The sequence below is a fragment of the Porphyrobacter sp. HT-58-2 genome (assembly GCF_002952215.1).
GTDB lineage: Bacteria > Pseudomonadota > Alphaproteobacteria > Sphingomonadales > Sphingomonadaceae > Erythrobacter.
On the sequence record NZ_CP022600.1, the window covers coordinates 2,287,870 to 2,308,329 of the forward strand.

The following is a 20,460-nucleotide window of genomic DNA, read 5'->3' on the forward strand; positions in this document are numbered from 1 at the left end:
CCGCCATGAGTGCCGCTCCCACCTTCACGCCGTCTCAGCGCGATCCTTCGCGCTCGTTTCAGGACATGATCCTGACGCTTCACGACTTCTGGAGCGAGCACGGCTCCTGCGTGATCCTTCAGCCCTATGACATGCGCATGGGGGCAGGGACGTTCCACACCGCGACCACCCTGCGCGCGCTCGGGCCGGAGCCGTGGAACGCGGCCTTCGTCCAGCCCTGCCGCCGCCCGACCGACGGGCGCTATGGCGAGAACCCGAACCGGCTGCAGCATTACTACCAGTATCAGGTGATCCTGAAGCCGTCCCCGCCCGACATCCAGGCGCTCTATCTCAAGAGCCTCGCCGCGATCGGCATCGACCCGCTGGCGCACGACATCCGCTTTGTCGAGGACGACTGGGAATCGCCCACGCTCGGCGCCTGGGGGCTGGGCTGGGAAGTGTGGTGCGACGGGATGGAAGTCACCCAGTTCACCTATTTCCAGCAGATGGGCGGCTTCGACTGCAAGCCGGTCGCGGGCGAGCTCACCTACGGGCTCGAGCGCCTCGCAATGTACATCCAGGGCGTCGACAACGTCTATGATCTTGTTTTTAATAGCCCCCCGGCCTCAAGTAGCGAAGCGGTAGGCCAACAAGGAATCGTCACCTATGGCGAGGTGTTTCTCGAAAACGAGCGCCAGATGTCGAAGTGGAACTTCGAGGTCGCGGATACCGAAACCCTGTTCGAAGGCTTCCGCCGCGCCGAGGCCGAGTGCCTGCGCTCGCTCGAAGCCGGGGTGCCGATTGCCGCCTATGAACAGGCGATCGAGGCCAGCCACCTGTTCAACCTGTTGCAGGCGCGCGGCGTGATCTCGGTGCAGGAACGCGCCAGCTACATGGGCCGGGTGCGCGACTTGGCGCGCTCGTCCTGCGAGGCCTATGCGACCAAGATGACGCCCGAATGGCAGGCGAAATATCCCGGGTGGAGTCTCGTCTGATGGCCGACTTCCTGCTCGAACTGCTGTGCGAGGAAATCCCCGCCCGGATGCAGCCCAAGGCCAAGGAGGATCTGGCGCGGCTGTTCACCGATGCGCTGGCCAAGGCCGGATTGCAGGCGGAGAGCGTCGAGGCCTTCGCCACGCCGCGCCGCCTTGCCCTGATCGCGAAGAGCCTGCCGCTGGCGACCGAGGCTGTCAGCGAAGAGACCAAGGGGCCCAAGGTTGGTGCGCCGCCGCAGGCGCTGGAGGGCTTCCTGCGCAAGCTTGGCTTGTCGGAAGATCAACTGACCCAGCGCGACGGCGTATACTTCGCCGTGGTCGAAAAGCCGGGGCGCGATACGGCAGAGGTGCTGGCCGAAGCCATCCCGGCGATCATCCGTGCCTTCCCCTGGCCCAAGTCGATGCGCTGGGGCGCCGCTTCGATCACCACTGAATCCTTGCGCTGGGTGCGCCCGCTCTCGGGGATCATTGCGCTGCTCGATGGCGAAGTTGTACCGTTCGCGGTGGACGGGATCGCAAGCGGCCGCACCACCATGGGCCACCGTTTCCACCATTCCGGCCCGGTCGAAATCGCCGACGCCGGTTCCTATGTCGAAACCCTGCGCGCCGCGCACGTGATCGTCCATTTCTCCGAACGATGCCGGATTATCCGCGAAGGCGCGGCCAAGGCTGCGGCTGATGCTGGGCTGACGCTGGTCGCCGATGAAGGCCTGGTGATCGAGAACGCCGGGCTGACCGAATGGCCCGTGCCGCTGCTCGGCCGCTTCGACGAGGCGTTTCTGGATGTCCCCCCCGAAGTCATCCAGCTCACCGCGCGGGTGAACCAGAAGTATTTCGTGTGCGAAGGGCCGGACGGCAAGCTCGCCAACGCCTTTGTCTGCACCGCGAATATCGACCCGCGTGACCCCGCCGTGGTGGTCGACGGCAACCGCAAGGTCCTCGCCGCGCGGCTGTCGGATGCGCGCTTCTTCTGGGAACAGGACCAGAAGACGCCGCTGGCGGTTCATGCCGAAAAGCTGTCGCGCATCACCTTCCACGAGAAGCTCGGCACCGTCGCCGACAAGGTCGAGCGGGTGGCCAAGCTGGCGCGGTGGTTGTGCGAGGAGGGGGTTGTTAGCCCCGCCTCCGTTCGTGTCGAGCGTAATCGAGACACCGAGAGCGGCCTCTCGACTACGCTCGAGGCGAACGGGGATGAGGTGCGCAAGCTGGCCGACATGGCCGAGCAGGCCGCACGCCTGTGCAAGGCCGATCTCGTCACCGAAATGGTCGGCGAGTTCCCCGAATTGCAGGGCCTGATGGGCGGCTACTACGCCGCCAAGGAAGGCCTGCCGGTCGAAGTCGCCGAGGCGATCCGCGATCACTACAAGCCGGTCGGGCAGGGCGACGATGTGCCGACGGCGCCGGTGACGGTGGCGGTGTCGCTGGCGGACAAGCTGGATACGCTGGCTTGCTTCTTTTATGCCGATATGGCGCCGACCGGCTCGAAAGACCCATTTGCTCTTCGACGCGCGGCGATTGGGCTGCTTGCTCTCTTGGTGGCGAATGGCATTCGTTTGCCGCTTTTGCTTCCGATGGCGATTGCGACGGGCGCAGCGACAGGACGGGTTCGCCATCTGGAGTTTATTTACAAGGTTGAGAACCTTGCAAAGGCTCGGGCGGAAGCTGGTGACCCGATGTCCGACGATGATAAGCGCGACAGCTATCAGAAGATGGTCGATCAAGTTTCTTCCGATCTTAAAACAGGAAAGTTTGACGAGAAGGTTTTGGGCGCTGTTACTGACCTCCTCGACTTCCTCGCCGACCGCCTCAAGGTCCAGCAGCGCGAGGCGGGCGTCCGCCACGATCTGATCGACGCGGTGTTTGCGCTCGGCGGGGAGGACGATCTCGTCCGCCTGCTCGCCCGTGTCCATGCGCTCCAGGCCTTCGTCACCACCGAGGACGGCGCCAACCTCCTTGCAGGCTACAAGCGGGCGGCGAATATCCTCAAGAAGGAAGGTGTCGAACCCACCTCCGTTCGTCTCGAGCGTAGTCGAGAGACCGGTGGTGAGGACGTCTCGACTGCGCTCGACGCGAACGGGATGGGAGCGCTTTCCTACACCCCCGAACCGGCGGAAAAGGCGCTGATCGACGCGCTCGCCGCCGCTGCCCCTCGCGCTGCCGAGGCCGTGGAAGCGGAGAAGTTCGCCGATGCGATGGCTGCGCTGGCCACCTTGCGCGCACCCATCGACCGGTTCTTTGAAGAGGTGACCGTCAACGATGCCGATGCGAACAAGCGCGCGAGCCGCCTTGCCCTGCTGGCGGCGTTCCGCGATGCCGTCCACCGGGTCGCCGATTTCAGCCGGATCGAGGGATGAAGGCCCCCTCTCCCCTGTCCGTCAAGCAGATGAATAGTTATGTATTTCAAGGGAATACTGTCGAATAGTCGCTTGACACCCTGTCAAGTTTGTCAAGCTGATCACATCAAGCGGGAAGAACCATGACATTGAAGACGGTCTATGTATTCGGGGGCGCTGCCGACCACTCCGATCCGCGCCAGAAGGACAAGACCGTCGTCGGGGGCAAGGGCGCGAACCTTGCCGAAATGGCGAGCATCGGCCTGCCGGTGCCACCGGGCTTCACCATCACCACCGAGGAATGCATTGCCTATCTGAAGGATGGGGCAGACTTCTCCGAAGCCTTGCGAAGTGCGGTGTCCGCCGCGCTCGCCCATGTCGAAGCCACGGTGGGCAAGGCTTTCGGTGATGCGGCTGACCCGCTGCTGGTCTCGGTGCGCTCGGGCGCGCGGGTGTCGATGCCCGGGATGATGGACACTGTCCTCAACCTCGGCCTTAACGATGCGACGGTAGAAGGTCTGGCAACCTCGAGCGGCGATGCGCGCTTTGCCTGGGACAGCTACCGCCGGTTCATCCAGATGTACTCGGACGTGGTGCTGGGGCTCGATCACGGGCTGTTCGAAGAAGCGCTCGAAATCGCCAAGGAAGACAAGGACTACTACAACGACACCGAGATGAACGCGGCCGACTGGCAGGCGCTCGTCAAGGAATACAAGGCGATCGTCGCCGACGAGCTGGGCAAGCCGTTCCCGCAGGACGTCCACGAACAGTTGTGGGGCGCGATCCGGGCGGTGTTCGACAGCTGGGATTCGGACCGCGCCAAGGTCTATCGCCGCTTGAACGATATTCCGGGGGACTGGGGCACGGCGGTCAATGTGCAGGCGATGGTGTTCGGCAATATGGGCGAAACGAGCGCCACCGGCGTCGCCTTCACCCGCGATCCGGCGACGGGCAACCGCGCCTACTACGGCGAATACCTGATCAACGCGCAGGGCGAGGACGTGGTCGCGGGGATCCGCACCCCGCAATACCTCACCAAGGCCGCGCGCGAGGCGGCGGGGGCCAAACCGCTGTCGATGGAAGAGGCACTGCCGGATGCCTACGCCGAGCTGGCCCGCGTGTTCGACCTGCTGGAGCTCCACTACAAGGACATGCAGGACATTGAATTCACGGTGGAACGCGGCAAGCTGTGGATGCTCCAGACCCGCTCGGGCAAGCGCACCGCCAAGGCCGCGCTCAAGATGGCAGTGGACATGGTCGGCGAAGGGCTGATCGATGAGCGCGAGGCGGTGCGGCGGGTCGATCCGATGGCGCTCGACCAGTTGCTCCACCCGACGCTCGATCCCAAGGCCGAGCGGCATGTGCTGACGACGGGCCTTCCGGCTTCGCCAGGGGCGGCTGCGGGCAAGATCGTGCTCGATGCCGACACCGCCGAACAATGGGCGGGTCGAGGCGAGAAGGTCATTCTGGTGCGGGTTGAGACCTCGCCGGAGGACATCCACGGGATGCACGCAGCGCAGGGCATCCTTACCGCCCGCGGCGGGATGACCAGCCACGCTGCGGTCGTGGCGCGCGGGATGGGGCGGCCTTGCGTCTCGGGTGCCGGAGCGGTGTCGATTGACCGCAACAGCCGCACGCTGCGGATCGGCTCGACCGAACTGAAGGAAGGCGATGCGATCACCCTCGATGGAGCGACCGGACAGGTGATGCTCGGCATCGTCCCCACGGTCGAGCCGGAGCTGGCGGGTGATTTCGGGACGCTGATGGTGTGGGCCGACAAGCTGCGCAGGATGCGCGTGCGCACCAATGCCGAAACGCCCGACGACTGCCGCATGGCGCGCCAGTTCGGGGCCGAGGGCATCGGGCTCTGCCGTACCGAACACATGTTCTTCGAAGCCTCGCGCATCTCGCTGGTTCGCCAGATGATTCTTGCCGACGACGAGACCGGACGCCGCCGTGCGCTCGACAAGCTGCTGCCGGAACAGCGCGCCGATTTCACCGCGATCTTCGAGGTGATGGCCGGCCTGCCGTGCACCATCCGCCTGCTCGATCCGCCGCTCCACGAATTCCTGCCGCACGCGGACGAGGAATTCGCCGAGTTGGCGGACGCGACCGGCCTCGGGGTCGACCATTTGAAGCGCCGCGCGGGCGAGCTGCACGAGTTCAACCCGATGCTCGGACACCGTGGCTGCCGATTGGGGATTACCTTCCCGGAAATCTACGAGATGCAGGCGCGCGCGATCTTCGAGGCGGCCTGCGCGGTCAAGCAGGCGTCAGGCGAAGCGCCGCTGCCGGAAATCATGATCCCTCTGGTCGCCACCAAACGCGAACTGGCTATCCTGCGCGCGCTGGTCGACCGGACGGCCGACGCGGTGTTTCTCGAAACCGGGGTGCGGGTTGATTACCTCGTCGGCACGATGATCGAGCTGCCGCGCGCCGCGTTGATGGCGGGTGAGATTGCCGAGGAAGGCGCGTTCTTCTCCTTCGGCACGAACGACCTGACCCAGACCACGCTGGGCGTCAGCCGCGACGATGCGGCGCGGTTCCTCAGCGTCTATGTCGACAAGGGCATCTTCCCGCGTGATCCCTTCGTCAGCCTCGATATCGAGGGCGTCGGCCAGCTGGTGGAACTGGCTGCGGAGCGGGGCAGGGCGACCCGGCCCGACATCAAGCTCGGCATCTGCGGCGAGCATGGCGGCGATCCGGCGAGCATTGCCTTCTGCGAGGGTGTGGGCCTCGATTACGTCAGCGCCTCGCCCTACCGCGTGCCGATTGCGCGTTTGGCCGCGGCGCAGGCCGCGCTGGCGCGAGGCTAGGTTCCGGCGAGCGAGCGTCGCCCCGTAAGGGTGACGATCTCGAAAGTCTCGGGGGTCTTGCCGTCATCTTCGGCGCGCGCGGCAAAGGCGGCGCGGGCGCGGGCGAGGGCGGCTCTGCCGAGCGGCGGGGCGGCGCGCGCCAGCACATTGCCGAGACCCTGGTCGCGCAGATCGGAAATCAACCGGTCGAGCGATCCATAGCGCACACTTAGCGTGTGGGTGTCGACCACTGGGTCCTTCCACCCGGCACGCTGCATCAGGCCGGGGGCGGCGCGGGCATCGACCAGCGGGTGGATGCGCGCTGCGGGCCGGTCGGGCTCGGCAGCGAGCATCGCGGCACGCAGCGCGAACAGGCTCTGGCCGCCAATGAAGCTCGCAATAACGAGGCCACCGGGCTTCAGAGCATGGCGCAGGTGGATCAGCGCGCCCGGGAGATCGTTGACGGCGTCGAGCTGTCCGATAACTCCGATGAAGTCGTAAGGCCCACCGATCAGAGGCTCGGCCGGGTTTGCTGTGGCGCTTACCGAAAGGGACGCGCCATCTTGCCTGAGATAGCTCGCCAGAGGCGGGGGGCAGTCGCCGATCATCAGCGAGATTTGCGGTCTGTGTCGGACGAAAGACAGGCGGTCGATCATGTCATCCGCCATGTCCTCAATCAGAAAGCTTGCCGCGTCGGCACTGTCTTTCCTGCGTGCCGCCGATCGAAATGCACGCGCCACGCGCCGCGCTTCGGAGAATATCGTGGGAACCTGATTGACGGTCATGCGGCTCCCCTGCCGTGCTTGCTTGAAGAGAGCAAGCCGTGCGACAAGCAGGTTATGGCAGTGGTCGCTCAACTTGCCCGACAGCTCGCGCCCGTGGTGGATGTGCTCTATCCGCCGCGCTGTCCGGCGTGCGGGATCGCGATTGCACGTCAAGCCGGCTTGTGCGGGGAATGCTGGAGTACGCTGGAAGTGCCGGCGGTGGCTATGACCGATGACGCCGGAATTCCGGTTTACGCAGCAAGCCTGTACGGTGACACATCACGCAAGCTGGTTCTGGCATTCAAGCATGGTGGACGCATCGCGCTCGCTAAACTTCTGGCCCAATTGATCGCAGCGCGGCTACCCGGGGTTCCTGCTGGAGACGCACCGCCGTTGCTGGTTCCGGTTCCGCTGCATCCCTGGCGATTGTGGAGCCGCGGTTTCAATCAGGCTGCCTTGCTGGCCAAGGAACTGGAGCGACTTGGGTGCGGAGAGGCGCTTGTCGACGGCTTGCGGCGCAATCGCCGCACGCCAAGCCTGGGGGGGCTGGGGCGGGAGGCGCGTGAACACGTGCTCAGGGGTTCGATCACCCTTCATGCGGCAAAAGCAGAACGGCTGGCTGGTCGACACGTGATACTGGTCGATGATGTGCTAACCAGCGGTGCGACGAGCCGTGCCTGCCTTGCCGCCATGGCTGCGGCACGACCGCTATCTCTCGCGGTCGCGTGCTTCGCGCAGGTCAGTAATGCCGAAGGGTTGGAGAGCCTTGTAAAGGAGAAGGCTTCGCCAAAAACATAACGCCCGAGGCCTTTTGAGCCCCGGGGGCCACGTGACGAAACGGTGAGGATCCACCCAATCAGGCTATGGCAGCGACCCCCTAACTTCGCTGCCGGGATCCAGTCCCTATCGTTCAACCGGTCGCGCTGGCACCCCGCTGCCAGTTACGCGGGCCGGTCACCCCCTGAACCTGACACCGGGCGGTGCCACTGTTCGAGTGTTGAACCCCTTGCGAGAGCTCTGGAGCTTATGTTCCACGCTCGCCTTCAACTCGAAAGGCTGAACCTGCAAATTCCGTATTTTTTGCATGGTGCTGTTGTGTGCTTGCAACAATCGTCGCATGGGCCGCTACCTTGCGACACGATCTGACAGGAGTTTTGACGTGGCCGATCACTCTATTACCCCTCAGGAACGCGAGGGCGGGACCGTTTTCGCGCCCAAGTATGATGCGAGCGGTTTGGTGACGGCGGTGGTGGTCGATCATGCCACCGGCGAGGTTCTGGTCGTCGCTCACATGAACGCCGAAGCTCTGGCTGCGACACTTTCGAGCGGCAAGGTCCACTTCTGGTCCCGTTCCCGCGGCAAGCTCTGGATGAAGGGAGAGACCTCGGGGAACATCCTCAATGTCTCGGCGATCCTTGTTGACTGCGATCAAGACGCACTGCTCATCCGAGCCGTCCCCGCCGGGCCGACATGCCATACCGGGGCGACCAGCTGCTTCTATCGACAGATTGATGCAAGCCAGGGCGAGCCGGTTCTGAAGCGGATCGACACTTGACGCTCACGTAAACGTAAGGTAGGTGGCGGTCATGGCTACCGCTCCTGCAAACCCCGCTGGCACCGACATGGCGAGCGAATCCCGCCGCAACGGCGCTCATCTGGATCGCCCTGACGTTCACGAACGCGAACAGTTCACCATTTCCGATCTCACGTCGGAATTCGGCTGCACCGCCCGTGCGCTGCGCTTCTACGAAGACGAAGGGCTGATCAGCCCGGCCCGGGTCGGCCTGACCCGTGTCTATTCAAAGCGCGACCGCGCCCGGCTCGCGTGGATCATGCGCGCCAAGAATGTCGGCTTCTCGCTCATCGAAATCCGCGAGATGATCGACCTTTACGACCTTGACGACGGCCGCGTTGAACAGCGTCGCGTGACGATCGAAAAGTGCCGCGCGCATATTGCCAAGCTCAAGGCACAGCGCGACGATATCGATTCGTCGATCAAGGAACTCACTGATTTCGTGTCCGAGATCGAAAAGCTCGAACTCGGCTGAGCCAGATATCCGCTCGACCAAGATTACAGACCAAAGGGATCACGCAATGCCGACCTACACCGCGCCCACCCGCGACACCCGCTTCATCGTCAACGAACTTCTCGACCTTGCCAGCTACGGCAATCTGCCGGGCTTCGAGAATGCGACGCCGGACATGATCGACACCGTCATCAACGAGGCTGGCAAGTTCTGCGCTGAAGTGCTGGCGCCGATCAATCAGGCGGGTGACGAGCATGGCTGCACGCGTCACGAAGATGGTTCTGTGACGACGCCTCCGGGCTTCAAGGAGGCCTATCAGGCCTATGTCGAAAGCGGTTGGGGTACGCTTGCACAACCAGAGGAATTTGGCGGACAGGGCCTGCCTCACGTTCTCGGTTTCGTGCTTGAGGAGTTTACCGGCACCGCCAATCAGGCCTTCGCGATGTATCCCGGCCTTACCAATGGCGCGATTGCGGCGATCATCGCCAAGGGTTCGGACGAACAGAAGGCGACCTTCGTTCCCAAGATGATCTCGGGCGAATGGTCGGGTACGATGAACCTGACCGAGCCCCATTGCGGCACCGATCTCGGCATGATCCGCACCAAGGCCGTGCCGAACGGTGATGGTACCTATGCGATCACCGGCACCAAGATTTTCATCTCGGCCGGCGAGCATGACCTCACCAGCAACATCATCCATCTGGTGCTGGCCAAGACCCCGGGCGCGCCCGACAGCACCAAGGGCATTTCGCTGTTCATTGTGCCCAAGTTCCTGCTCGACGAGAATGGCAATCCGGCTGCGCGCAACGGCGTCAGCTGCGGCTCGATCGAGAAGAAGATGGGCATTCATGGCAATGCCACCTGCCTGCTCAACTATGACGGTGCGACCGGCTACATGGTGGGCGAGGAGAACAAGGGCCTCGCGGCCATGTTCATCATGATGAACGCGGCGCGCCTCGGCGTCGGCATTCAGGGCTATGCCCAGGCCGAAGTCGCCTACCAGAACGCGGTCACCTATGCGCTCGACCGTCGTCAGGGCCGCGCGCTCACCGGCCCGGCTGATCCGGCGGCCAAGGCCGATCCGATCTTCGTCCACCCCGATGTGCGCCGCATGCTGATGGATGCCAAGGTCTTCACCGAAGCCATGCGCGCCCTGTGCCTGTGGGGTGCGTTGCAGGTCGATCTCACCCACAAGGCCCAGACCGCCGAAGAGCGCGAGATGGCCGATATGCTGATCGGGCTGATGACCCCCGTCATCAAGGGCTACGGCACCGACAAGGGCTATGACATCGCCAACAACATGCAGCAGGTCTATGGCGGGCACGGCTATGTCAAGGAATGGGGCATGGAGCAGTTCGTGCGCGATAGCCGCATCGCCATGATCTACGAAGGCGCCAACGGCGTGCAGGCGATGGACCTGTGCGGCCGCAAGCTGGCCGCGGGCGGGGCAAGGCGATCCAGGCCTTCTTTGCCATGATCGACGAGGAAATCGCCGCCGCCAAGCAGGACGAAACCCTGAAGCCCGTCGCCGAACGGCTCGAAAAGGCGCTGGGCGAGCAGAAGGCGGCGACCATGTGGTTCATGCAGAACGCGATGGCCAACCCCAACCACCTCGGCGCAGGCGCGCACCATTACATGCACATCATGGGCATCGTGACGCTCGGCTTCTTCTGGCTGAAGATGGCCAAGGTTGCGGCGGCCAAGCTCGCGGGCGAGCCGGAGGACAAGGCGTTCTACGAAGCCAAACTGGTCTCGGCCAATTACTACGCCGAGCGCTTCCTCCCCGATGCGGGCGCGCTGCGGCGCAAGCTCGAAGCGGGCAGCGAATACATGATGAAGCTTCCCGCAGAGGCCTTCGCCACCGCCGCTTAAGCACCGTCTTTACACAGCTTGCACCGGGCCGTCACGCATCCCGCGTGGCGGCCCGCTTGGCATATGGTGGATCCCGCTCTAGTCGAAGCGCCCCATCATCCGCTGCGATCCGGCCTTGATCTTGAGGCCACCTGCGGGCTTGGCCGGACGCTCCCAGGTCGGAGCAGGCTTGACGCTCGGAGCGGGACGAGGCGGAGCCGATGCGGCAGGCTTGGCAACGGCGACAACGGCAGGTGGCGGCGCGCGCTCAGATGCCGTTTCCGGTTCTGGCTGAGATCCGGCAGGCACGCTGTCATTGGCCGGTTCGGGAGCTATGGCTTCGCACACGGGTTCAGTAGGTGCCAAAGGCGGCGGGGCAACCAAGGCAGGCTCTGGTCCTGGTTCTGGTTCAAGGACTGGCTCAGGCACTGGCGGTGCCGGAGCAGCAGCCGTAACCACCGGGGGCGAGAGTTCAGCCACTTGCGCTGGAGAGGCAGCAGGCTCTTCCTGCGCTGCCGTGGCGGAGAGGATCTTCTCTGCCACCTCTTCGATCGACCCGACAACAAGCAATGGCTGGCCACCGATAATCCCGACACTGGTCTGCCCGTTCTCCGCAGTGCGAAGCCACGCAACGTTTTCGGCCACGACAAGATAATTGCCGCCGCGCGATTCGAGCTTGATGAACTTCATGGGCGCCGTTTCCCGAGCAATGACGCTCTTGCTGGTCTGTCTGCCGGGAACCTAGCGCAGGCGGGTTAAGGAAAACCCCTATTCCACAGGAAGGAAATCGGGGACCGAAAGATAGCGCTCGCCGGTGTCGTAATTGAAGCCCAGCACGCGTGATCCGGCGGGAAGTGACGAAAGCTTCGAAGCAATCGCGGCAAGCGTAGCGCCTGACGAAATGCCGACCAGCATGCCTTCCTCGCGCGCGGCGCGGCGGGCCATGTCCTTGGCTTCCTCCGCATCGACAGCGATTGCGCCGTCGATGGCGTTGGTGTGGAGGTTGCCGGGGATGAAGCCTGCGCCAATGCCCTGGATCGGGTGCGGGCCGGGCTGGCCGCCGTTAATGACAGGCGAAAGCGCAGGTTCGACGCCATAGGCCTTCATGTTCGGCCAGTGCTGCTTCAATGCCTCCGCGCAGCCGGTAAGATGGCCGCCTGTACCGACCCCTGTGATCATCACGTCAATCGGGCTGTCGGCGAAATCCGCGAGGATTTCCTGCGCAGTGGTACGCGCATGGACGGCCGGGTTGGCGCCATTGTCAAACTGGCTCGGCATCCACGCTCCGGGAGTCTCGTCAACCAGTTGTTGCGCACGCTCGATCGCGCCCTTCATGCCCTTTTCGCGCGGAGTAAGATCAAAGCTCGCGCCATAGGCCAGCATCAACCGGCGCCGTTCGACCGACATGGATTCGGGCATCACCAGAACTAGGCGGTAACCCTTGACCGCTGCGACCATCGCCAGCCCGATCCCGGTGTTGCCACTGGTCGGTTCGACAATCGTGCCGCCGGGCTGCAACGCACCGCGCGCTTCGGCATCTTCGACCATCGCCAGCGCAATGCGATCCTTGATCGAGCCGCCCGGGTTGGCGCGCTCGGACTTTATCCACACCTCGTGATCGGGAAACAGCCGGTTCAGGCGAATATGCGGCGTACCGCCGATGGTGGCGAGGATGTTGTCAGCCTTCATGTCGATACCTCTCTTTTGAGTTCCTGCGGCTCGAAGCTGCGGGCGCGGCGCAGCTCTGGGAATTGCCACGCCCAGACCAAGGTCACGACTATCGCACCAGCCCCGCCGAATACAACTGCGCCGACAGCGCCCAGCAGCGCCGCTGCCAGCCCCGACTGCATTTCGCCCAATTCATTCGAGGCCGAGATCGCCAGACCCGAGATCGCCGATACCCTTCCGCGCCTGTCATCGGGTGTGAACAATTGCACCAGCGATGATCGGATAAAGACCGAGATCATGTCCACCGCGCCCATGAGGCTCAGGATCGCCAGCGACAGCATCAGGCAGCGCGAAAAGGCAAAGGCGATGGTCAGGGCGCCGAAGGCTGCAACAGCCCAGAGCATCTTGACCCCCACCTCTCGCTGAAGCGGCCGGAATGACAGCCACAGGGCAACACTGGCCGCGCCGAGCGCCGGCGCTGCGCGCATCAGCCCAAGTCCCTCTGGCCCGACAAACAGGATATCACGGGCGAACACCGGGAGCAGGGCGGTTGCTCCGGCCAGCAGCACCGCAAACAGATCAAGCGTGATGCAGCCCAGCAGAAATCGCTCCCGCCAGACATAGACCATGCCTTCGACGATCTGCCGCAGCGGTCTCAGCGGTGGGCCCTCGTGCCGTGCCTTGATCGGGCGCACAGTCAGGATCAGCACCATCGCCGCAACCATCAAAGCGGCCGAGATCGTGTGCGGCAGCCATGTTACCCCGGCATAGATCAGCCCGCCCACCGCTGGACCCGCGACGCTGGCGGCCTGCCAGGCGATCGAGGACAGGGCAATGGCGCGCGGCAGCAGAGGAGGGGGCACGATATTAGGCGCGATGGCGCTCATCGACGGGCCGACAAAGACCCGCGCTGCGCCATGGGCAGCGGCGAGAGTGAACAGGATCGGCAGGTTCAGCGCGTCAGCCCAAGTCAGCACCGCCAGCACCACGGCCACGCACCCATCAATCCCATTGGCAAAGGCGGCAACATGGCGACGATCGAAGCGATCTGCGGCGAGGCCCGCCAACGGGGTCAGCACGAACAACGGGATGAATTGCGCAAGACCCAGCAGACCGAGCTGAAATGAGGCCTCGGCGACGCTCATGCCGTAGTCGTCGCGCGCCACCTCGTAGAGCTGGTAACCGAGCAGCACCACCATCGACATCGTGGCGAACACCGCCATGAAGCGGGCCAGCCAGTAACGCCGATAATCGCCGATCTGGAGGGGGGAGGTTGGTGCGGTCACGCCAGCGCCCATGGCAGGCGATCACGCTGCTGCCAAGCAGGCGAAACTTGAACGGTTGAAGGCTGGTCTTTGTGCGGGCTCAGCGCGGACGGCGCAGGCGCGGGTTGGGCTGCAGCTGATCAATGATCGCCACGAAATCATCAAGCCGGATGATCCGTTCGAACTGAAATCCCGCACGGCTGTCACGGGTCCAGATCACATAGGCTTCAATCCGACCGACAATGGGCAGACGGATAATGATGCGATCACCGCGCACAAGTTGCCGCGCATCATCGACCATGAAGCCGTGCGCTGAAAGGTTGCAGACATGCAGGTGAAGATCACCGTGCTCGAAGTGCTCGACGATAGCCGGGAAATCGACCGGATGCCGCGCAGCGCGACGCAGATCGGTGACACTCAGATTTGCTCCACCAGCCACGCTTTGCGATCCTTCTTTACGTGCAGGTCCAAGACCAGGAAGGTGCCGCATAAAGCCTGATAATTGGTAAAGGCCCTTAGCCCCGGTCAAGCGCCAAGACCGGGAACCAAGACGGGCAGGTTTCCCTCCTTGGGGTCAGCGATGGATCAATGCGTGCCGCTTCTTCCCGAGGCTCAGTCGCAAGGTCTGTCCTTCGTCCGGCAGCACCAGATGGGCCGGATCGGTGATCGTCTCGCCCTCCAGCTTGACAGCCCCTTCCGCCAGCTTGCGTTTGGCCTCGCCCCCCGATGCGGTGAGGCCAACGGCGGTCAGCAAGGTCGCGATTCGCATCCCCTCCGGCCCAGTTGCCTGACGCGGCAGATCCTCGCCAACGCCGCTGCCCGCAAAGGTCTCGCGCGCGGTCGCCTCGGCCCGGCTCGCGGCATCCTCGCCCCTCACAAGCTTCGTCACTTCATTGGCGAGGACAACCTTGGCCGCGTTGATTTCGGCACCTTGCAAGGCTTCGAGCCGCGATATCTCGTCGAGTGGTAGGTCGGTGAACAAGCGCAGGAACCGACCCACGTCGGCATCGTCGACATTGCGCCAATATTGCCAGAAATCGTAAGCGGGTAGCTGTTCCTCGTTAAGCCACACCGCGCCTGATGCAGTCTTGCCCATCTTGGCGCCGCTAGCGGTGGTAAGCAATGGTGTGGTGAGACCGTAAAGTTCGGCACCGTCCATCCGGCGGCCAAGTTCTATCCCGTTGACGATATTGCCCCACTGATCGCTACCACCCATCTGCAAGCGAACATCAAGTTCACGTGACAAGTGCCTGAAATCATATCCCTGAAGGATCATGTAGTTGAATTCAAGGAAGGTCATCGGCTGTTCGCGTTCCAGCCTGAGGCGCACTGAATCGAAGGTCAGCATCCGATTGATCGTGAAGTGCGTCCCAACCTCTTGCAGCAACTGGATATAGCCCAGCTGGCCCAGCCAGTCGTGGTTATTGACCATCACTGCATCAGTCGGCCCATCACCGAATTTCAACAGCTTGTCGAAGACTGTAAAGATCGAGTCGATGTTTGCTTCGATCGTTTCGTCCGACAGCATCTTGCGGCTTTCGTCCCGACCCGTCGGGTCGCCGATCCGCGTGGTGCCGCCGCCCATCAACACGATCGGCTTGTGACCGGTCTGCTGCAGGCGGCGCAGCATCATGATCTGGACGAGGCTGCCAATGTGCAAGGAAGGCGCGGTCGCATCGAAGCCGATGTAACCGGGCACGATCTGCTTGGCCGCAAGCGCATCAAGCCCCGCAGCGTCGGTCAGCTGGTGGATATAGCCGCGCTCATCAAGCAGGCGCAGGAGATCTGACTGGTAGGTGCTCATGTGTGTCCTGTCGTTTCCGGCGCGCTTAACAGGGGGGAAGGGCGACGGGAAGCCTCTTGCCCGCCGTATTGGGGCAAGGCATGAACGGCCAATGCAGCCACTCATGCTTCACCAGACCTGCGCTCTCGGACCGATCCGCGCTGTAACCGCCTCTGTCACTGCAACGCCGCAAGGCTGCGAAGCCCGGTTCCGGCTCGACGGCCATATTCCCGCGATCAATCTCCCGGAGCCTGCAACGCCAGCGCGCCGTGACAATCTCTGGAAGACGACCTGCTTCGAGATTTTCTGGCAGCCCCTCGGCGATACCTGGTACCGCGAATTCAACCTCTCGCCTTCGGGCCAGTGGGCGGCCTATGACTTCGATTCCTTCCGCGAAGGGATGCGAGATGCACCGGTTGATGCCATCGCGATCGCCTGTTCGCATGATGACAGAGGTCTGGTGCTGGAAGCCAGCATCGCAGCCGCGCTGCCTGATCCCGCGCAGGTCGCATTGAACGCTATTGTCGAGCATCCCGATGGAATCCTGCAATTCTGGGCGCTCGCCTTTGCTCCCGGCAAGCCTGAGTTTCACTCCGAAGCCTGCCGGGCGATCATCGTCGAACGCTAGAACGGGCGGTTGAGCTGCACGATTTTCGCATTGAGGATGAAGGCGAAACTCACCCAGACAAAATAGGGCACGTTGAGCCAGCCCGCCAAACTGTCACCCGCAAGACGGGGCAATACCGTCAGTAGCGCGGTAACCGAGCACCACAGCAAAACGTTCTCTGCGAGTGCCAAGTCGGGCCGCTTCAGCTTGAAAAACAGCGGCGACCAAAGGAAGTGCAGCACGAAATTGGCGGCGAACAACGCCCACACGCCGATACGTGCCTGCGGCGTGGGTGCCTCGGCCAGGCCGATGTAGAAACTCCACCCAGCAAGCCCGAGGATCAGCGTCCAGGCTGGGCCGAACAGCCAGTCAGGCGGTTGCCAGGAAGGCTTCTTCAAGTCCCGATACCATTGGCCGATATCGGTCAGCGCACCGCCTGCGCCGCCGAGGATGATCGCCCATCCGGCGGCGATAAGGGCTGTGGTCCAATCCATGCACCGACATATAGGCACTGCACGTGCAAATGCCATTGCCTTTGCCGCAAGCCTGCTCCACGCCTTGCGCCATGAAGACTGGAATTGACCGGCTGCTGACCGACCCCGAATTGCTCCGCCAACTCAAGGGGCGCCGTGTCGCGCTGGTGGCGCACCCTGCCAGCGTGGCGTCAGATCTCACGCACAGTCTCGATGCCCTGATTGCCGCCGGGGTAGAGGTGAACAGCGCCTTCGGCCCGCAGCATGGTCTGAAGGGCGACAAGCAGGACAACATGGTCGAGACCGCGGACGAGATGGATCCGCGGTATGGCATCCCGATCTTCTCGCTCTATGGCGAGGTGCGCCGCCCGACCGGACAGATGATGTCGAGCGCGGATGTATTCCTGTTCGACCTTCAGGACCTGGGCTGCCGGATCTACACCTTCGTCACGACCCTGCTGTATCTGCTGGAGGAGGCGGCCAAGGCGGGCAAGGAGGTGTGGGTGCTTGACCGGCCCAATCCTGCCGGGCGACCGGTCGAAGGCACGCTGCTGGTGCCGGGGCAGGAAAGCTTTGTCGGTGCCGCCCCGATGACCATGCGGCACGGCCTCACCATGGGAGAAATGGGCCACTGGTTCATCGAGCATTTCGCCCTCGACGTCGCCTACAAGGTGGTGGAAATGGAGGGCTGGCGTCCCGACGAAGATGGCGGCTGGGGTTGGCCGACGTCACGCCTGTGGATCAATCCTTCGCCCAACGCCGCCAACGTCAATATGGCGCGCTGCTATGCTGGCACCGTGATGCTGGAAGGCACGACCCTGTCAGAAGGGCGCGGCACCACGCGACCGCTGGAGGTGCTGTTCGGCGCGCCCGATGTGGACGCGGGCGGGGTGCTGAAGGTGATGCGCAAGCTTGCGCCTGATTGGATGGAGGGCTGTGCGATCCGCGAATGCTGGTTCGAACCAACTTTCCACAAGCACAAAGGTATGCTCTGCAATGCATTGATGATTCATGCAGAACATAGTTTCTACGATCACCACACCTTCAAACCATGGCGGCTTCAGGCGCTGGCTTTCAAGGCGATCAGGCTGCTTTATCCCGATTATCCGCTGTGGCGCGACTTTCCTTATGAGTACGAGCTCACCCGCCTTGCGATTGACGTCATTAATGGCGGTCCGTCCCTGCGCGAATGGGTCGATGATCCTGCCGCGACGCCGCATGATCTTGACGTCATGACGTCACATGACGAGGCGGCATGGGTTGCCGCAGTCCGACCACACCTGCTTTACTGATTGGCGTCACTCCGGCACCGACCGGAGAAACGGATGGCGGCAAACGCCACCGATGGGAGAGAACAGACAATGGCAACCACGGCGGACAAGGTGTCCGGATCGCAATCGGTCCGACTGACCCTGTGGATCCTGCTTACGGTCTACATCTTCAATTTCATCGACCGGCAGATCGTCAACATCCTGGCTGAGCCTATCGCCCGCGACCTTGACCTTTCGGATACCCAGATCGGGCTGATGACGGGGCTCGCGTTTGCGCTGTTCTACACGGTGCTCGGGATTCCCATCGCCCGCTTTGCCGATCGCCCCAGTACCAATCGCCCGCGCCTGATCGCCGTTGCGCTGGCCTTGTGGTCAGCCATGACAGCCTTGTGCGGGCTGGCGCAGAACTTCTGGCAATTGCTGCTGGCTCGCATCGGTGTGGGTGTGGGCGAGGCGGGCTGCACGCCGCCTGCGCATTCGCTGATCAGCGACATTGTGCCGCCTGAACGACGTTCGTCCGCACTGGCGTTCTATTCTCTCGGGATCCCGGTGGGGACATTGCTAGGCATGATCATCGGCGGCACACTGGCGGATTATGTGGGTTGGCGCGAGGCTTTCGTGATCGTCGGACTTCCGGGCGTTGCGCTGGCAATGGTGGTTTGGTTCGTGCTGAAAGACCCGCGCCGCGCCGATGCTGCCGCTGTTCTGCGCGGCCAGAGCCAGCCCGCCGCTCTGCCTTTGGGGCAGGCTGTGGCAGAGGTGATGAAATCGCGGGCCTTTGTGCTGCTGCTGTTTGCAGGGTCAGCTGCGTCGTTCCTCGCTTATGGGAAGACCACCTGGACGACGATCTTCTTCCAGCGCACCCATGATCTGTCACCGGGGCAGGTGGGGCTGTGGTTCGGGCTGCTCGGCGGGCTTGGCGGAATGCTTGGCACCTGGCTGGGTGGCTATCTGGCCGACAAGTTCGGCGCGAAGAACCGTCGCCATGTCCTGACCGCCCCTGCAATCGGCATGGCGCTGGCCGTGCCGCTGGCGATAGCCGCCTATCACGCGCCAAGCTGGCCGCTGGCGCTGGCGCTGCTGTTTCTCCCGACCGTGTTCAATTCCTTTTACTACGGCCCGACCTACTCCGCCGCGCAGGGGCTGGTACCCCTGAGGGCGCGGGCGATTGCAGCGGCGACAATGCTGTTCTTCCAGAACCTCATTGGGCTCGGCCTTGGCCCGCTGTTCTTCGGGATGCTGTCGGACTGGCTTCAGCCGACCTTTGGCGCGGATTCAGTGCGCTATGTGCTTTACGGCGCGGCAGTGCTGGGGTTGGTGCCGGCGTTCTTCTTCTGGCGCTGCGGGCTCAGACTGAATGAGGAACTCGACCGAAAGGGGTAAGGGGTAAGGCTCAAGCCCCGTGCTTCCGCGACAGCTCCCGCATCGCATCGTCCAGCCCTTCGAGCGTCAGCGGGTACATCCGGTCGCCCACCAACTGCTTGATCATCTTGGTCGACTGCGAATAGTTCCACTGCTTTTCCGGCACCGGATTGAGCCAGACGGTCGCGGGGTAAGTGTTGACCACGCGCTGGAGCCACACTGCGCCGGCTTCCTCGTTCATGTGCTCGACGCTGCCGCCCGGATGGGTGATCTCGTAGGGGCTCATCGCCGCATCGCCCACGAACACGATCTTGTAGTCGTGGCCATATTTGTGGAGCACGTCCCAGGTCTTGGTGCGCTCCTGCCAGCGGCGCTTGTTGTCCTTCCACACGCCTTCATAGAGGCAGTTGTGGAAGTAGAAGAATTCGAGGTTCTTGAACTCCGCCGTGGCGGCGCTGAACAGCTCCTCGACCAGTTTGATGAAGGGGTCCATCGACCCGCCGACATCGAGGAACAGCAGCAGCTTGACGGCATTGCGCCGCTCGGGCCGCATCCGGATGTCGAGCCAGCCCTGCTTGGCGGTGCCTTCGATGGTGCCGGGAATGTCGAGCTCGTCCGCCGCGCCTTCGCGGGCGAAACGGCGCAGACGGCGCAGCGCCATCTTGATGTTGCGGGTGCCGAGTTCCTTGGTGTTGTCGAGGTTCTTGAACTCGCGCTTTTCCCACACCTTGATCGCGCGGCCATGCTTGGCTTCCCCGCCGATGCGCACGCCTTCGGGATTGTAGCCCGAATTGCCGAAGGGCGAGGTGCCCCCGGTGCCAATCCACTTGTTGCCGCCCTGATGGCGCTTTTCCTGTTCTTCCAGACGCTTCTTGAGCGTCTCCATGATTTCGTCCCAGTCTCCGAGGGATTTGATCTTCTCCATTTCCTCAGGGCTGAGGAACTTCTCGGCAACCGCCTTCAGCCAGTCTTCGGGAATGTCGACCGGGTTCTGGCCGTAATCGGTCATGATCCCCTTGAAGACCTTGTGGAACACCTGATCGAAGCGGTCGAGCAGGCCTTCATCCTTCACGAAGGTGGCGCGCGAGAGATAGTAGAACGCCTCGGGCGTCTGCTCGATAACGTCCTTGTCGAGCGCCTCCAGCAGCGTGAGGTGCTCCTTGAAGGACGCGCCGATCCCAGCGGCTCTCAGCTCGTCGACGAAATTGAAGAACATGGATGCGTGCTTACCGCGCGTCTCGGGGCCTGACCAGTCCCCATTCTTGAGGGGGGACGGGATGGGTAACT

General features: G+C 63.2%; 17 protein-coding genes and 1 pseudogene. 10 read left to right on the forward strand and 8 right to left on the reverse strand.

Annotation, left to right across the window (positions count from 1 at the left end):
* The first annotated feature begins 5 nt into the window (after positions 1-5).
* The 3 genes from CHX26_RS10785 (at position 6) to ppdK (ending at position 6,123) form a co-directional block, all read left to right on the forward strand.
* Positions 6-974 (forward strand): glycine--tRNA ligase subunit alpha, encoded by a 969-nt coding sequence (locus CHX26_RS10785; protein WP_104942365.1) that lies wholly within the window; start codon positions 6-8, stop codon positions 972-974.
* Positions 974-3,328 carry a glycine--tRNA ligase subunit beta gene (glyS, locus tag CHX26_RS10790; RefSeq protein WP_104942366.1) on the forward strand — a complete coding sequence of 785 codons (2,355 nt, stop codon included), beginning with the start codon at positions 974-976 and terminating at the stop codon, positions 3,326-3,328. The genes CHX26_RS10785 and glyS overlap by 1 nt, the downstream gene beginning before the upstream one ends.
* 122 nt (positions 3,329-3,450) lie before the next feature.
* Positions 3,451-6,123 carry a pyruvate, phosphate dikinase gene (gene ppdK / locus CHX26_RS10795; RefSeq protein WP_104942367.1) on the forward strand — a complete coding sequence of 891 codons (2,673 nt, stop codon included), beginning with the start codon at positions 3,451-3,453 and terminating at the stop codon, positions 6,121-6,123.
* Here the strand turns inward: ppdK and CHX26_RS10800 are convergent.
* Positions 6,120-6,887 carry a methyltransferase gene (locus CHX26_RS10800; protein ID WP_104942368.1) on the reverse strand — a complete coding sequence of 256 codons (768 nt, stop codon included), beginning with the start codon at positions 6,885-6,887 and terminating at the stop codon, positions 6,120-6,122. The genes ppdK and CHX26_RS10800 overlap by 4 nt on opposite strands.
* Before the next feature lie 18 nt (positions 6,888-6,905).
* On the opposite strand from CHX26_RS10800, the gene CHX26_RS10805 reads away from it, so the two are divergent.
* The 4 genes and pseudogenes from CHX26_RS10805 to CHX26_RS10820 all read left to right on the forward strand — a co-directional run bounded on the left by CHX26_RS10805 (position 6,906) and on the right by CHX26_RS10820 (position 10,765).
* The gene (locus CHX26_RS10805) at positions 6,906-7,664 is read left to right on the forward strand and encodes a ComF family protein (RefSeq protein WP_233997124.1); all 759 of its coding nucleotides are present in this window, start codon (positions 6,906-6,908) and stop codon (positions 7,662-7,664) included.
* A 361-nt stretch (positions 7,665-8,025) separates the two neighbouring features.
* Positions 8,026-8,421 (forward strand): phosphoribosyl-AMP cyclohydrolase, encoded by a 396-nt coding sequence (hisI, locus tag CHX26_RS10810; protein ID WP_233997125.1) that lies wholly within the window; start codon positions 8,026-8,028, stop codon positions 8,419-8,421.
* Positions 8,422-8,452: 31 nt separating this feature from the next.
* Positions 8,453-8,914 (forward strand): MerR family transcriptional regulator, encoded by a 462-nt coding sequence (locus tag CHX26_RS10815; protein WP_104942371.1) that lies wholly within the window; start codon positions 8,453-8,455, stop codon positions 8,912-8,914.
* 46 nt (positions 8,915-8,960) lie between these two features.
* A pseudogene (locus CHX26_RS10820) lies at positions 8,961-10,765 on the forward strand (acyl-CoA dehydrogenase C-terminal domain-containing protein).
* A 78-nt stretch (positions 10,766-10,843) separates the two neighbouring features.
* Here CHX26_RS10820 and CHX26_RS10825 read toward each other — a convergent pair.
* The 5 genes from CHX26_RS10825 to tyrS all read right to left on the reverse strand — a co-directional run bounded on the left by CHX26_RS10825 (position 10,844) and on the right by tyrS (position 15,481).
* A complete protein-coding gene (locus CHX26_RS10825; RefSeq protein WP_104942372.1) occupies positions 10,844-11,434 on the reverse strand; it encodes a hypothetical protein in 591 nt (196 codons plus the stop codon).
* Between the two features lie 78 nt (positions 11,435-11,512).
* Entirely contained in the window at positions 11,513-12,433 is a 921-nt protein-coding gene (cysK, locus tag CHX26_RS10830) for a cysteine synthase A (RefSeq protein WP_104942373.1), read from the reverse strand.
* Complete coding sequence (locus tag CHX26_RS10835) at positions 12,430-13,710, reverse strand: MFS transporter (RefSeq protein ID WP_104942374.1); 1,281 nt, start codon at positions 13,708-13,710, stop codon at positions 12,430-12,432. The genes cysK and CHX26_RS10835 overlap by 4 nt, the downstream gene beginning before the upstream one ends.
* A 67-nt stretch (positions 13,711-13,777) precedes the next feature.
* Positions 13,778-14,116: a PilZ domain-containing protein gene (locus tag CHX26_RS10840; protein ID WP_172449794.1), complete on the reverse strand. Its 339-nt coding sequence runs from the start codon at positions 14,114-14,116 to the stop codon at positions 13,778-13,780.
* Between the two features lie 135 nt (positions 14,117-14,251).
* Positions 14,252-15,481 (reverse strand): tyrosine--tRNA ligase, encoded by a 1,230-nt coding sequence (tyrS, locus tag CHX26_RS10845; RefSeq protein WP_104942376.1) that lies wholly within the window; start codon positions 15,479-15,481, stop codon positions 14,252-14,254.
* Positions 15,482-15,572: 91 nt separating this feature from the next.
* On the opposite strand from tyrS, the gene CHX26_RS10850 reads away from it, so the two are divergent.
* Entirely contained in the window at positions 15,573-16,088 is a 516-nt protein-coding gene (locus CHX26_RS10850; RefSeq protein WP_104942377.1) for a DOMON-like domain-containing protein, read from the forward strand.
* Here CHX26_RS10850 and CHX26_RS10855 read toward each other — a convergent pair.
* Positions 16,085-16,561: a TspO/MBR family protein gene (locus CHX26_RS10855; protein ID WP_104942378.1), complete on the reverse strand. Its 477-nt coding sequence runs from the start codon at positions 16,559-16,561 to the stop codon at positions 16,085-16,087. The two genes, CHX26_RS10850 and CHX26_RS10855, sit on opposite strands and share 4 nt — an antisense overlap.
* A gap of 71 nt (positions 16,562-16,632) precedes the next feature.
* Here CHX26_RS10855 and CHX26_RS10860 point away from each other — a divergent pair, with 71 nt between their 5' ends.
* Positions 16,633-17,832 (forward strand): exo-beta-N-acetylmuramidase NamZ family protein, encoded by a 1,200-nt coding sequence (locus CHX26_RS10860; protein WP_104942379.1) that lies wholly within the window; start codon positions 16,633-16,635, stop codon positions 17,830-17,832.
* Positions 17,833-17,901: 69 nt separating this feature from the next.
* Positions 17,902-19,194: a spinster family MFS transporter gene (locus tag CHX26_RS10865; RefSeq protein WP_104943385.1), complete on the forward strand. Its 1,293-nt coding sequence runs from the start codon at positions 17,902-17,904 to the stop codon at positions 19,192-19,194.
* Between the two features lie 10 nt (positions 19,195-19,204).
* Here the strand turns inward: CHX26_RS10865 and CHX26_RS10870 are convergent, their stop codons facing one another.
* Positions 19,205-20,389, reverse strand: a complete 1,185-nt coding sequence (locus CHX26_RS10870; RefSeq protein ID WP_104942380.1) for a vWA domain-containing protein — start codon at positions 20,387-20,389, stop codon at positions 19,205-19,207.
* Positions 20,390-20,460: the final 71 nt, after the last annotated feature.